Source organism: Nonomuraea sp. NPDC003707, assembly GCF_053587055.1.
This window is the reverse complement of record NZ_JBSFNK010000033.1, coordinates 12865-26550: the sequence shown is the minus strand read 5'-3', so window position 1 is coordinate 26550 and position 13686 is coordinate 12865. Positions and strand designations below refer to the sequence as shown.

Sequence of the window (13686 nt, the reverse complement as noted above, 5' to 3'; positions counted from 1 at the left end):
GTTTCGGGGGATTGTCAGCCGAGAGCCGAAGCGCAGGCACCGTCACCGCCGACCTCGGCCGCACCCACGACGACACCGAGGCCCTCCTCCAGAGCAGGTCCCTCGACGAGGACTACTGGCGCAAACCCCTCGGCGAGCTGGGCCTGCTCTGAGGCTCATGCCGGGGGCCGGCAGACGGTGCCCCGCGCGGGGAGGCGCAGGCTGGTCAGATAGCGGTTGACGTGGGCGATGATGCAGGAATCGCCGCTGTTGTACAGGCCGTGGCCGTTCCCCTCGTAGCGGACCGCGGCCGAGCCGGGCACCCGCCGTACGATGTCCGCGGCCCCGTCGAAGTCCGTCCAGGAGCCGACGCCCAGGTAGGGCGGCAACCCCTCGGCAGGCAGCGGCGCGGGCGGGTTGGTGACGGGGGCCGGCCAGCCGACGCACGAGAGCGGGTGCCAGAGCTCGGTCCCGGCGAGGTTCGGCAGCAGGCGCTCACCCAAGCGGCGCTTCTTCCGGTACTCCTCGTAGTCGCGGAATCCCATGCCGTCGAGGCAGTGGGTCATGTTCACCCCGGTGTACGAGGGGACCTTCCGGCTTTTCGTGCTCTGCCGGACATAGTCGGCGAACCCTGAGGCGTCACCGGCGGCGGCCCGCTTGATCGCTTCGGCGAGCTCCTTCCACCGGGAGTACTCGGGCTTCGGACCCGGCGAGATGACGCTGGGGGCGGCGGCCTCCTTGATGTCGAACCCGCTGTAGGCGGTCCGCTCTCCCCTGACCGGCACAGGGGAGCGGTCGGCCCGCGTCACCAGCGCCCGCCAGACCTCGCCGACGTCCTGGCCATGCAGCGCGCAGGCGGTGGTCGCCGCGCACCAGGCCGCGAAGCGGGCGAAGGATTCCTCATGTGGGAGCCTGCCCTGCGCGCGGTCCTCATAGGGGTTCGCCGGGCCGTCGAACACCATCGCGCGCACCCGGCCGGGGAACAGCCGGGAGTAGGCGATCGCGGGGACGCCGCCGTAGGAGTTGGCGATGAAGCTCAGCTTCTCCTCGCCCAGCGCGACGCGGATCGCCTCCATGTCCCGCGCCACGGAGGCCGAATCCATGTGGTCGAAGAACTCGGGATCGGCGGCGCGGCACCGCTCAGCCGCCGCCCGGTTGCGCCTGCCCAGATCGGCGTACTCGGCGCGGGTCTCGGGCCAGGTGATCCACGGGCCGGAGGCGAGGCAGTCGTACGGCAGCACGCCCTTGTCGATGGTGTTGCGGGGCTCGACGCTGACCACGTCGAAACGGTCCCGCAGCTCGGCGAAGCTGCCCGCGGCAGTGCTCAGGTCCTTGACGCCCGAGCCGCCGGGGCCGCCGGGGATCGCGAACACCGTGCCGATCCGGCGTTCGGCCCCGGTCGCGGGCAGCATGCCGACGGTCAGCCGGATCTTCCGCCCGGACGGCCTGGCCCAGTCCACCGGCACCTCGATCGAGGCGCACCGCATGTCCTTGGTGCTGTCCTTGCAGGCTGCCCAGGCCAGTGACGACGGGCCGGAACCCGGCGAACCGGCCGCGGCGGCGGGAACCGCCGACACCAGGACGGCGGCGGCCGTTCCCACCACCAGTGCCTTGATCCTGCGCCCCTTCAACGCGATGGTCACCGCGCCCGCCGTCAGCGCGGCGACCACGTAAGCGACCAGCAGTCCCGCCGCCGCGGCAGGCGGCAGGATCCCGCCGCCGACCCCCGCGATCTGGAGCGGCAGGTTCTCGATCATGAACGACGCGGCCTGGGCGCGCAGCGGCATGGGCAGCGTCCTGGCCACCACCGGCAGCACCACGATGATCACGATCAGCGCGACCAGGGCGCCGGGGGTGGAGCGGACGGCCGCCCCGACGCCGAGCCCGATCAGCGCGACCGCCGCCATCGACAGCCCGGCGAGCACCACCGAGGCGAGCACGCCCGGCTCCGACAGCGGCGTGCCCAGCGTCTGCCCGTCGCGGAGCAGCTGCCCGGCCCGGTCGCCGAGCACCATCATGGCCCCCGCGTGCATGCCGAACGCCAGGACCTGCCCCGCCACCAGCGCGACCGCGGCCAGCCCCGGGACCTTGGCCAGCAGCAGCGCCTGCCGGCGCGGCACGGCCACCAGGCTCGTCTGGATCATCCCGGTGCTGTACTCCGAGGTGATCGCGAGGGCGCCCAGCGTCGCGAACACGAAATAGGCGACCGCGATCCCGTTGCCGAGGCCGTCCCCATTGCCGGTGAAGGCCATCCGCTCATGGAGCGACAGGTTGTCGAACCCGCGCCCGATCATGAACGCCACCCCGGCGCAGGCCAGGACGGCCGCCACCGAGCAGGCGAGCAGGTAGAGGTTCGAGCGGAGGGACCGGAGCTTCTGCCACTCCGAGGCGATCACGTCGATCATCGGCCACCCGCCCTGTACTCGGCGCTGTCCTCGGTGAGCCGCACGAACGCCTCCTCCAGGGACGCGCCACGCGGCGACAGCTCCGCGAGCGCGATCCCCTCGGAGAGCGCGAGCACGCCGATCCGGGCCGCGTCCAGGTCGTTCACCGACAGGGCGCCGTCGTCCTCGAAGGTCACCGCTGCCCCGTCCGCTCGCAGGACGCCGGCGAGCCGCTCCGGGTGCGGCGTACGCACCAGCACGTCGCGCTGGAAGTGCCCGGCCAGGGCCTCCATGTCGGTGTCGGCGATCAGCCGTCCCCGCCCGATGACGACGACGTGGTCGGCGGTGAGCGCCATCTCGTTCATCAGGTGGCTGGACAGCAGCACGGTGCGGCCCTCGGCCGCCAGGGAGCGCAGCAGGTCGCGGAGCCAGCGGATGCCCTCCGGGTCCAGCCCGTTCAGCGGCTCGTCGAGCATCAGCACTCCAGGGTCCCCGAGGAGCGCCGCGCCTATCCCCAGGCGCTGCCGCATGCCGAGCGAGAAGCCGCTGATCCGCTTGCCGGCGACGGCGTTCAGGCCGACCTGGTCGAGGACGGTGCTCACCCGGCGGCGGCCGATGCCGTTGCTGCGGGCCAGGCAGGCGAGGTGCGCGTACGCGCTGCGGCCCCCGTGCACCGCCCCGGCGTCGAGCAGCGCCCCCATCGAGCGCATCGGCCGGCGCAGCGACGCGTACGGGTGGCCGTTCACCAGCGCCTTGCCGGCGGTGGGGACCTCCAGGCCGAGGACGGCGCGCATGGTGGTGGACTTGCCCGCGCCGTTCGGGCCGAGGAAGCCGGTCACCAGCCCCGGTTTCACGGTGAACGTCAGGTCGTCGACGGCGACCTTGTCCCCGTATCTCATGGTCAGTCCGCTCACTTCGATCATGGTCTCCCCCCGGTCGTCCGGCTGACGGCCGCCAGCCTGCCGGTCCGGCGGGCGGATCTCGATGGGGGTGCGCCCACCACGGAGGTAGGTCTGGGCCTACCGCCCGCGCGCCGCGCGTCGGGCAGACTGCAGGCGTGACCGGGATCCGCCGAGCGTTCGCCGCCGGTGGCGGGCTGTTGCTGAACGCCGCCACGGGCGTGGCCGCGCCGGCGCTGATCGGCATGCTGCTGGTGAGCGTCGTGCTGGTCCCGGTGGCCGGGCTCGGCGTGCCGTTGCTGCGCCGCGTGCTCGCGCTCGTCCGGTCCCTGGCCGGGGTGCAGCGGGCCTGGGCGGGACGCGTGCTCGACCCGGGTCCGCGGCCCGCTCCGCACGAGGACGGCACCTGGCGGGAGCTGTCCTGGCTGGCCGTGCACGCCGTCACGTGGCCGGTCCCCGCGCTCGTCGTCTGGGGGCTGCTGGCCGCCTTCGACTACATGTTCTTCCGGGTACGCGTGATCGAGACGAGCACGCTGAACACGTTCTCCCTCAGCGTCTCCATCGCGGCCATCGCGGCCGTCATCCTGATGGCCCTGCCCCTGCTCATAACCGGACAGGCGCGGCTGTCGGCGCTGCTGCTCCTCCCGGAGGCGACCCCGGCCGCGCGGATCAGGCAGCTGACCGAGTCGCGGGCCGTGGTGGTCGACGCGCAGGCGGCCGAGCTGCGCCGGATCGAACGCGACCTGCACGACGGCGCGCAGGCCAAGCTGATCGCGATCCGGATGAACCTGGGGCTGGCCCGCGACCTCCGCGATCCGGCCCAGGTCCGGATGATGATCGACGAGGCCCGGGAGGTCGCCGGCCAGGCCCTGACCGACCTGCGCGACCTGGTGCGCGGCGTCCACCCTCCGGTGCTGGCCGACCGCGGCCTGGCCGGCGCGGTCGAGGCCGCCGCGCTGCTGTGTCCGGTGCCGGTCGAGGTCGAGATCGACCTGCCGGGCCGCCTGGAGGCGCCGGTCGAGTCCGCGGTCTACTTCGCCACCGCCGAGGCGCTGACCAACGTGGCCAAGCACAGCGGCGCGTCCCGTGCGTGGCTGCGGGTGTCCCACACGGGCGGCCTGCTCCGCGTGGTGGTACGCGACGACGGGCGCGGCGGGGCCGACCGGGCCGCCGGCACCGGCCTGCGCGGCATCGACAGACGCCTGTCCGCCTTCGACGGCCGGCTCGTCCTGCGCAGCCCGTCCGGCGGCCCGACCGAACTCACCATGGAGCTCCCGTGCGCGTTGTCATAGCCGAAGACCTCGCCCTCCTCCGCGACGGCCTGATCCGCCTGCTGACGGCGAACGGCTTCGAGGTCGCCGCGGCGGTCGACAACGGCCCGATGCTGCTGGACGCGCTGACCCGCGGCCGCCCGGACGTGGCCGTGGTCGACGTACGGCTGCCGCCCGGCTACTCCGACGAGGGGCTGCGCACCGCGCTGGAGGCCCGCCGCCTGGTGCCGGGGCTGCCGGTGCTGATCCTCTCCCAGTACGTGGAGCAGCTGTACGCCCGCGAGCTGCTCTCCGACCGGTCCGGCGGCGTGGGCTACCTGCTCAAGGACCGGGTCGGCGACGTCGACCGGTTCGTGGACGCGGTACGCCAGGTCGCCGCGGGCGGCACCGTCATGGACCCCGAGGTGGTCTCGCAGCTGCTGACCCGCCGCAGCCGGGACGAGCCGCTGGGCGGGCTCACGCCACGGGAGCGGGAGGTGCTGGCGCTGATGGCGGAGGGCCTGTCCAACCTCGCGATCGCCGCCCGTTTCCAGGTCACGGACAAGGCGGTCGGCAAGCACACGAACAACATCTTCGCCAAGCTGGGCCTCCCGCCGGACGACGACCACAACCGCCGGGTGATGGCGGTCCTCACCTACCTGCAGCATGTGACGTAATGGGGGCCCTGCCACACCCCGGAACAGCTCGCCCTCCCATGCGGCGTCCGGCGACGGCACAGTGAGTGTCGACGACCGGAAAGGAGCCATTCATGGAGTACCGACGTCTGGGACGCACCGGCGTCTCGGTCAGCAAGCTGTGCCTCGGGGCCATGATGTTCGGCGACTGGGGCACCAAGGATCACGACGAGAGCATCCGGATCATCCACCGTGCCCTGGATGCCGGGATCAACTTCATCGACACCGCCGACATCTACTCCGACGGCGAGTCCGAGATCATCGTGGGCAAGGCCCTCGCCGGCGGCCGGCGCGACGACGTCGTGCTCGCGAGCAAGGCCCACATGCCCATGGGGGAGGACCCCAACCAGCGCGGCAACTCCCGCCGCTGGATCGTCCGCGAGGTCGAGAACTCGCTGCGGCGGCTGGGCACCGACTGGATCGACCTGTACCAGATCCACCGGTACGACACCGAGACGGACATCGACGAGACCCTCGGCGCGCTCACCGACCTGGTCCGGGCCGGCAAGGTCCGCTACGTCGGCCACTCGACCTGGCCGGTCTCGGCGATCGTGGAGGCCCAGTGGACCGCACGCGAGCGCGGCCGTGAGCGGTTCGTGTGCGAGCAGCCGCCGTACTCGATCCTCACCCGCGGGATCGAGGCCGACACGCTGCCGACGCTCGCGCGCTACGGCATGGGCGTGCTTTCGTACAGCCCGCTGGCCGGCGGCTGGCTCACCGGCCGCTACCGCGCGGGCGCGGACGCGGAGGCGCCGTTCTCCGCAGCTCGCCGGCGCCTGGCCAACCGGTTCGACCTGTCGCTGCCGGAGAACCAGCGCAAGCTGCAGGCCGCCGAACAGCTCGCCGAGCTGGCCGACAAGGCGGGGATGACGCTGGTGGAGCTGGCGATCGCGTTCGTCCTGCGCCACCCCGCCATCACCTCGGCGATCATCGGTCCCCGGACGATGGAGCACCTCGAGTCCCAGCTGCCGGCCGCCGACATCGAGCTGCCCGACGACGTGCTGGACCGCATCGACGAGATCGTGGCGCCCGGGGTGACCATCAACCCCGCCGACAACGGATGGGTCAGCCCGGCGCTCCTGCCCGCGGCACGGCGCCGGCCCTGATCCGGTGCCGGCGCGCGTCGAGGCCCAGGCGGGGTGAGCGATACTGAGCTGATGGCCATCCTCACCGTTGGCCGGGCGGCCGCGCTCGTCGGGGTCAGCGTGAAGACGCTGCACCACTGGGACACGATCGGCCTCGTACGCCCGAGCGGGCGCACCTGGGCCGGATACCGGGTTTACTCCGACGACGACGTCGCCCGGATCCACCGAGTCCTCGTCTACCGGGAGCTGGGATTCCCGCTCGCCGAGATCGGCCGGGTCCTCGACGACCCGGACGTCGACGCGCGCGACCACCTGCGCCGGCAGCGGTCAGAGCTCGTGGAGCGCATCTCCCGGCTGCAGAAGATGGTCAGCGCGGTCGACCGCATGCTGGAGGCGTCGAAGAAGGGGATCCGGTTGACCCCGGAGCAGCAGGTGGAGATCTTCGGCGACGACTGGCAGCCCGCCTGGGTCGAGGAGGCGGAGGACCGCTGGGGTGACACCGTGCAGTGGGCACAGTACGCCGAGCGGGCCGCCGCGATGACACCGGAGGACTGGAAGGGCATCGCGGCCACGACCGAAGCTCTGAACGCCGACCTCGCCGCCGCGATGCGCGCCGGCGTCGTGCCCGGCTCCGACGACGCCGACGCCTTGGCCGAGCGCCACCGCGCGCTGATCTCGACGTACTTCGACTGCACGCACTCGATGCAGGCGTGCATAGGGCGGATGTACGCCGCCGATCCCGGGTTCGCGGCGCACTTCGAGGCGGTCGCACCGGGTCTGGCCGCCTGGCTGCGCGACGTGATCTTCGCGAACGCGAAGGTGCACGGCGTCGACCCCGAGTCCGCGGTCTGGGAGTGACCTCGCCGCGGCGTCAGCCGCGGGGGCTGTCGGTGGGCGGCTTGATCCGGACCCGCTCCTCGGGGCGGCTGTCGATGTCGTCGAGCTGCTCGCGGATCGTCCTGCGCAGGTCGTCGTAGTCCTCGAAGCGGTAGTCGTTGAACAGCGTGTAGCCGGTCCACATCAGGTTGGCGCACACCTTCGGCGGCACCTGGCCCGTCGCCGCGCCCATGCCGACCAGCGCGACCGACGTGATGCTGCCCGGCTCCTTCTCGTTCTGCATGTGGATGGCCTGGAACGCGGCGGCGCACGCCATGGCCACGTTCAGCGTCTCGCTCACGTCCTGCGCCGACTGCACCATCGTCGGCGTCGAGATCAGGAATTTCGGGTTGGTCGCCCCGGACGGCACGCACACGGCACTGCCCACCGGCAGCGACCCGTCGAACCGGTCGCGGATCGCCCGCTGGACGCGTAGCTGGATCCCGGCCCCGAGGTGCCGCTTGATGACCGCGTCGACCCCGCCGTCCATCCGCCCGCGGGAGTTGGTCGGGCTGACCCAGGCGTCGGCCTGCTCGGAGACGATCGAGCCCTTGTGGATCTCGACCTCAGGGGTGTCGGCGAACGCGGCCAGCCACTCTTGCACCACCTTCGCGTTGACATCCACCAGGACCACCTTGAGCGGCGGCTGCACGGGATCGACGGTCATGGCTCACTCCAGGCGAGGGGGAGGGACGTTTCCAGCGGACACGAACATACAGCTCCACAACGACAAAACTGGATCTTGCCTGGGATGTGTGAATGATCTCCGCGTATGCGAACGCATCACATTCGGGATCTTCACGCGGCACAATGCCTCCACCTCAGTCCCCTGTGCCGCCACCGGCACGCCTCGCCGACCCGGGAGCCCATCGATGCGCGACGCCGACACCCCCTCGTCACCTGACGCCAACCCCACGTCGCCCGGACCGGATGACGCGAACAGTCCGGATGACCCGCTGGCCTTGGCCGACCTCTTCAAGGGCGGCGGCGAGCCGTGGCTGCCGCTCCTGAAGCCGGTCATCGAGGCACAACCGGCCGCCGCCACCTTCATCGGCCCGAACCGCAGCCCCCAGGTCGTACCCGTCCGCGAACTGACCTTCCAGGCGCTCAAGCCCAACCCGCCGCACAAGTGGAAGGTCGTCGTCTTCGGCCAGAACCCGTACCCGCGGGCCGAGAGCGCGACCGGCATCGCGATGTTCGACAACACCTTCCACGACTGGGCCGACAGCCAGTTCGGCAAGGTCATCACCATCCGCTGCATCATCAAGGCGGCGGCGATGTGGAAGCACGGGATCCCCAAGAAGACGCCGATCGCCAACATCCGCGCGCTGCTGAAGCAGCATGACACCGTGCAGCCGCCCGAGTGGTTCCAGGCGATGCTCACGCAGGGCGTGCTGCTGCTGAACGCGGCACTCACCGCCAGCGGCGACGGGGCCATGGGGACCGACCAGCACACCGCGTTCTGGCGGCCGGTCGTCGAGAAGCTCGTCGAGGAGATCCTCAGGGCCAAGCAGAACGCCGACGAGGCGGACCGGGGCGTGGTGTTCGCGTGGTGGGGGGCGCACGCGCGCAGCCTGAAGGAGGTCGTACTCCGGCTCCAGAGGAAGTACCCCGAGGTCGAGGTCCGGCACATCGACCACCCCAACCCCGCGGCACAGGGCGACATCTTCTGCGACGGGAACCACTTCGCCGACGTGAACGCGGCACTCGCGGCGCTCGGCGCCGACGAGATCGACTGGCTGCCCAGCAAGGGGTGGAACAAGCTCGCGGCGCAGGGCGGCGGCGGGGCGGACGCGGACACCGCCGACCGGATGGGGGCGTTCATCGCGTCCACGATGGAGCTGCACAAGCTCTACCTGGAACGGCTCGCCAGCGTCAAGGACGAGGGCCTGGACCTGCCGGCGATCACCGGCGTGTTCGACACCCCGCTCATGGACTTCCGCGAGGCCGTCTCCCCGGTGGCCAAGCTGCTGTCGGGGCTCGACTGGCACACGGAGCAGTCGTACCGGTTCGGCGAGAAGCAGTCGGCCGGTGCTGTGGATGGCCTGTCCGCCGACGAGATCGCGGCCCTCTACCTCTACACCTGCGAGTCGGCGTTCTACCGGCAGATCAACGCCACCCTGCGCAATCCGGACCGCACCCGCATCGTTCCGTACCTCCCTTACCTGCGACTCCTGTTCTCGGCCGTGTCGCGCCTCCCGGCCCGCAAGGAACCGCTGTGGCGCGGGGTGTCGCTGGACCTGCGGGCGCAGTACCCGCTCGGCCGGACCGTGACGTGGTGGGGCGTGTCCTCGTGCACGTCGGAACTCGGCGTGGCCCAGGCGTTCCTCGGCCGCCGCGGCAAGCGCACCCTCTTCGAGGTGCACCCCGCCCGGGCCGTCGGCATTCGCAGTTTCTCCGCGTTCACCGGCGAGGAGGAGTTCATCCTGGCGCCGGGAACGCAGCTCAAGGTGACCGACGTCAAGGCGGAGCGCGGCGGCCTGTGCACCGTGACGCTCACCGAACTGGCCGAGCAGCACCTGGTGGCCTGAGCGACTCCGACCATCGATCGCCCGGCACGCCGCGCCGCCTGCCGGGCCCTCAGCTTTTACGTATGAGAGAGCCACCCGGTGGTCCCGGGTGGCTCGGGGAACGGATGGACCGGTCAGAACACCGTTTCGGCGTTGGCGGAGCGTACGGTCCACGGCGGCCCGCACGTGCCGCGTCCGGTGAACCGGTTCCCGGCGAAGATGATCGGGCTGGCGAACTGGTAACCGTCGGAGCAGGTCACCAGGATCCTGATCGCCCCGGTGAACACCGAGCAGTCGATGTCGATGTAGTACGCCGGGATCGGGACACTCCGGGAACATGAGTAGGTGGCGGTCAGCGCGGCCCCGCCGTCCTTGCCCTGGGCGTCCTTGAGCGTCGTGGTCGACTGGTCGGTGAACCCGCGTTCGGGCGCCGCGGCGGCCGAACCCGTGTGAAGCGCGACAGAGAACAGCAGCGCCGTGATCGCGGCCAGCACGCCGACGAGCATTCTTCTCGCATGTACTGCCATGTGATCGAACCTTTCGCTGGATTTCCCTTTCGGCCCGGCCGAGCCTTACCAGTGATACTTTCGCCAAGCCAGGAGCGCCGGTCATCGTCACTTCGGGAGAATCTCCGCCATGGCGCCGGGGAGGCGTTCATCACTAATGTCAAAATGGCGGTCAGACAAAGCCGTGCTCGTTCCACGCGCCGGCCAGCAGCCGGGTGACGGTGGTGCTCAGCACCCGGACGCCGTGCGTGGAGCCCGGCTCGATCCCCACCAGCTCCCGCACCCGCCGCAGCCGATAGTCGAGCGTGCGCGGGTGGATGTGCAGCGACTCGGCCGTACGCAGCCGGTTCATGTCGTTGCGGTAGTAGGCGTCCAGCGTGGGCACCAGGTCGGGCCCGTCGCCGAGCCGCCGCGCCGTCTCCCGCAACCACTGGTCCACCTGCGGCGTCTCCACCGCCCCCAGCTCCGCGAACACGTCGGCCACCCCGTACGGCCGGCGCGGCACCCGCTCGATCGGCGCCACCCGGCTGACCTTCCGCGCCAGCGCGGCCGCCTGGACCAGCGCGCGGCGGCGCCCGTGGGCGGTGCCGACCGAGCACGGCCGCCCCACGACCTCGGCGACCGCCCGCGCCAGCGCCAGCCCGGACCCCTCGGCCGCCGCCCGGTGCTCCGGTCGCGTCCCGTGGTAGGGCACCAGCGCCACGAACTCGTCCGGTTCCTGCCACCCGAACGGCATCCGGTGCCGCTGCAACAGGGTGCCCACGACCTCCTCCCGGCACTGCTCCGGCGGCTCCGTGGCCACCCGTACCACCGTGACCAGATAGTGCTCGGTCATCGGCACTCCGAGGCTCCCGGCCAGCTCGCCGACCATCGGGTCGTCGTGCAGCACCATGGTGGCCAGCAGGTGGACGCGTGAGGCCGTCGGCAGGAACCGCTCGTACCCCCGGAAGTAGCCGCGGGTGTAGACCGCCTGCGCCGCCGTGCCCTGCTCGGCCAGCCAGTCGATCATGCGCATCGTGTCGGTCAGATCGCCGGGCCCGGCCGCCTCGGAGATCTCGCGCAGCGTGAAGGCGGCATGCAGTGCGAGCGCGCCGCGCTGACAGCCCGGTGCCACGCCCTGTGCGCCGCGCTGCTCGCCGACCGACTCGATGAAGGCCAGGTCGCTTTCCAGCAGCGGCTCGCCGGAGGCGGCCAGTTCGGCCGTCCGACGCCGTACGACGACCGCGAACTCCATCATCGACGCCCGCGATCCGGACTCGATCGCCTGGAAACCGGCGATCTCGCCGGCGCAGGCGTCCACCACTCTCCTCGCGTTGTCGTCGGCCCTGCGTTTGAGCATGCCGAAGAGGTCCCCCATGTCGAATTCTCCCCGTGACGTCGCCGTCGTTCATGTCTCTTCTGGAACGCGCAGTGCGATATTCGTCGATGGGGTGGTTTCGTATCAGTGGGCTTTTCCGGCGTTTTCGGTCACCCAGCAGAAACGGGAGTGTGGTCAGGTATGAAAGGAGCACTCCTGGATTTCGGACCGCCGAGGGCCGGTGAAAGTTTCATGACGACGGACTATCCCGCGGTCCAGCGGGATCCGGAGCTCAGGATGCGGTCCAGAGTGCGTCGGCCCATCCGGCTCATGGGCGGGTTGGTCTCGAGGTAGTACCAGACGACGCCCATCGCCTGCTGGAAGGCCCACGTTTTGCCTCGCTCCCATTCCAGGTCGTCGCACCCGAGGTCCAGGCGGAGCACCTGCCGCGGCCCGGCCTCAAGCAGATGCCAGGCACTCACAAGATCCAGAGCGGGGTCGGCCGGTCCGAAGCCGCCGACGTCGAGGACCCCGGCCAGCCGGCCGGCGGACACGAGCACGTTGCCCGGAATGAGATCGCTGTGGGTCATCACGTCGGCGTCCTTGCGCGGCAGACTCCGAAACTCCTTCCACAGTCCGCGAAGCCGGGGGACGTCGAGGAGTTGTTCGCTCTGCTCGAAACAGGTCTCCATCCACCCGTCATGGGCTTGCAGGTCGCCTCCCCGGCCTTGGCCGGCGAACGTGCGGCCACGCGTGTCGATCGCGCGCAGGTCATTGATGAGATCGGCCAGGTCGTGGGCGAACGCGACCGATTCGCCCGGGTCCTCATCGGTGGCCACGGCGCCGGGCAGCCAGGTCTGCACCGACCACGGGAGGGGGTATCCCGCGCCGGGCTCACCGAGCGCGACGGGCTCGGGCGTGGGAAACCGCGTGCGGCCTGCCAACTCCCGGGCGGCTTCCGCTTCGGACTCCAGCCAACTGCGAATCGAGTCGACGTGCCCGTCCTGCAGAGGGAACCGAGCCGCGAAGCGGTCGCCGATGCGAAAGATGGCGTTGACCGTCCCGTGGGCCGCGATGCCGGTGATCGGCAGGCTCCGCCACTTGGGGAACTGTTCATCCACCAAGGCGCGTACTGTCTCCGGTGACACCGTCAGCTGGTTGGCGTGCATATCCACGCCGGAAGCGTTCCGCGTCGCGGCCCTCGCGCGCAACGGTTTTTCGGCCGCCACGAGTGGGCGAATGCGTCGTACGAACTGGGCATGGAGACGGAGGGTGACCTGGTCAAGGCCGCCGAGCTCGCCCAGATCGTCACCGGCCTGGAGCTGCGCGGCGATGACGCCGATCCCACCTTGATCGGCATCATGCCGGACTACTGACGGGACCTCGCCGCTAACGGTGCCGGGAAGACCACGACGGTGAACGTGCTGACCACGCTGCTGACCCCCGACGCCGGCAAGGTGGTCGTCGCCGGGCACGACGTGGTCACGGAGACCAAGGCGGTGCGGGCGGCGATCGGGGTCACCGGGCAGTTCGCCTCGGTGGACGACCTGCTCACCGGCGAGGAGAACCTGCTGCTGATGGCGGACCTCCTGCACCTGCCCAAGGGCAGACGAATCGCCGGCCGGCTGCTCGACCGGTTCGACCTGGTCGAAGCGGCGAGCAAACCGGCGGCGTCCTACTCCGGCGGCATGCGCCGCAAGCTGGACCTCGCCATGACGCTGGTCGGCAACCCGCAGATCATCTTCCTGGACGAGCCCACGACGGGACTCGATCCGCGCAGCCGCCGCACCCTGTGGGAGATCATCCGGGAACTGGTCACCCAGTATCTCGAGGAGGCCGATCAGCTCGCCGACCGTATCGCCGTACTCGACCAGGGCAGGCTGGTCGCCGAGGGCACCGCCGACGAGCTCAAGCGCCAGGTTCCCGGCAGCCATGTCCGGCTGCGGTTCACCGGTCGGCACGGGCTCGACGCCGCGGCACAGGTGTTACACGTGTCCACAAGGGACGACGAGGAGCTGACCTTGCGGGTACCCGGCGACGGCGGGGTGAGGTCGTTGCGCGCGCTGCTCGATCGGCTCGACGCGCATTCCATAGAAGTCGAGGAATTGTCGGTGCATACCCCGGACCTGGACGACGTCTTCCTCGCCCTCACCGGTCACGGGAACAAGGAGGTCAGCGCACACGGCGACCGCCTGGTGTGTGGGG

General features: G+C 70.9%; 12 protein-coding genes and 1 pseudogene. 7 read left to right on the top strand and 6 right to left on the bottom strand.

The genetic code is table 11. The annotated features are described in order from the left end of the window. Positions 1–11 precede the first annotated feature (11 nt). Positions 12–152, top strand: coding sequence for a hypothetical protein (locus ACWDRB_RS51295; RefSeq protein WP_449907534.1), 141 nt, complete (start codon positions 12–14; stop codon positions 150–152). Positions 153–155: 3 nt separating this feature from the next. On the opposite strand, the gene ACWDRB_RS51290 is transcribed toward ACWDRB_RS51295, so the two are convergent. Together ACWDRB_RS51290 and ACWDRB_RS51285 are read right to left on the bottom strand one after the other, a co-directional pair. Continuing rightward, on the bottom strand, positions 156–2384 hold the full coding sequence (locus tag ACWDRB_RS51290) for an alpha/beta fold hydrolase (protein WP_449907532.1): 2229 nt from the start codon (positions 2382–2384) through the stop codon (positions 156–158). Continuing rightward, a complete protein-coding gene (locus tag ACWDRB_RS51285) occupies positions 2381–3286 on the bottom strand; it encodes an ABC transporter ATP-binding protein (RefSeq protein ID WP_449907530.1) in 906 nt (301 codons plus the stop codon). The genes ACWDRB_RS51290 and ACWDRB_RS51285 overlap by 4 nt, the downstream gene beginning before the upstream one ends. A gap of 134 nt (positions 3287–3420) precedes the next feature. On the opposite strand from ACWDRB_RS51285, the gene ACWDRB_RS51280 reads away from it, so the two are divergent. The 4 genes from ACWDRB_RS51280 (at position 3421) to ACWDRB_RS51265 (ending at position 7150) form a co-directional block, all read left to right on the top strand. Next, positions 3421–4554: a histidine kinase gene (locus ACWDRB_RS51280; RefSeq protein WP_449907528.1), complete on the top strand. Its 1134-nt coding sequence runs from the start codon at positions 3421–3423 to the stop codon at positions 4552–4554. After that, positions 4539–5189, top strand: a complete 651-nt coding sequence (locus ACWDRB_RS51275) for a response regulator transcription factor (protein ID WP_350732470.1) — start codon at positions 4539–4541, stop codon at positions 5187–5189. Before ACWDRB_RS51280 ends, ACWDRB_RS51275 begins: the two co-directional genes overlap by 16 nt. A 92-nt stretch (positions 5190–5281) precedes the next feature. Beyond that, complete coding sequence (locus tag ACWDRB_RS51270; protein WP_363977352.1) at positions 5282–6313, top strand: aldo/keto reductase; 1032 nt, start codon at positions 5282–5284, stop codon at positions 6311–6313. A 51-nt stretch (positions 6314–6364) separates the two neighbouring features. Further along, positions 6365–7150 carry a MerR family transcriptional regulator gene (locus ACWDRB_RS51265; protein ID WP_449907525.1) on the top strand — a complete coding sequence of 262 codons (786 nt, stop codon included), beginning with the start codon at positions 6365–6367 and terminating at the stop codon, positions 7148–7150. Between the two features lie 13 nt (positions 7151–7163). On the opposite strand, the gene ACWDRB_RS51260 is transcribed toward ACWDRB_RS51265, so the two are convergent. Then, positions 7164–7835, bottom strand: coding sequence for a macro domain-containing protein (locus ACWDRB_RS51260; RefSeq protein ID WP_397368939.1), 672 nt, complete (start codon positions 7833–7835; stop codon positions 7164–7166). Between the two features lie 205 nt (positions 7836–8040). Between ACWDRB_RS51260 and ACWDRB_RS51255 the strand changes: the two genes are divergently transcribed. After that, positions 8041–9699, top strand: a complete 1659-nt coding sequence (locus tag ACWDRB_RS51255) for an ADP-ribosyltransferase domain-containing protein (protein WP_449907522.1) — start codon at positions 8041–8043, stop codon at positions 9697–9699. A 113-nt stretch (positions 9700–9812) separates the two neighbouring features. Here ACWDRB_RS51255 and ACWDRB_RS51250 read toward each other — a convergent pair whose 3' ends face one another. The 3 genes from ACWDRB_RS51250 to ACWDRB_RS51240 all read right to left on the bottom strand — a co-directional run bounded on the left by ACWDRB_RS51250 (position 9813) and on the right by ACWDRB_RS51240 (position 12650). After that, positions 9813–10205, bottom strand: coding sequence for a hypothetical protein (locus tag ACWDRB_RS51250; protein ID WP_350732479.1), 393 nt, complete (start codon positions 10203–10205; stop codon positions 9813–9815). 151 nt (positions 10206–10356) lie between these two features. Beyond that, complete coding sequence (locus ACWDRB_RS51245; RefSeq protein ID WP_449907520.1) at positions 10357–11541, bottom strand: PucR family transcriptional regulator; 1185 nt, start codon at positions 11539–11541, stop codon at positions 10357–10359. Between the two features lie 203 nt (positions 11542–11744). Beyond that, positions 11745–12650 carry an aminoglycoside phosphotransferase family protein gene (locus tag ACWDRB_RS51240; protein WP_449907718.1) on the bottom strand — a complete coding sequence of 302 codons (906 nt, stop codon included), beginning with the start codon at positions 12648–12650 and terminating at the stop codon, positions 11745–11747. 213 nt (positions 12651–12863) lie between these two features. Between ACWDRB_RS51240 and ACWDRB_RS51235 the strand changes: the two are divergent. After that, positions 12864–13661 (top strand): annotated as a pseudogene (locus tag ACWDRB_RS51235) (ATP-binding cassette domain-containing protein); the annotation flags it as partial. Positions 13662–13686: the final 25 nt, after the last annotated feature.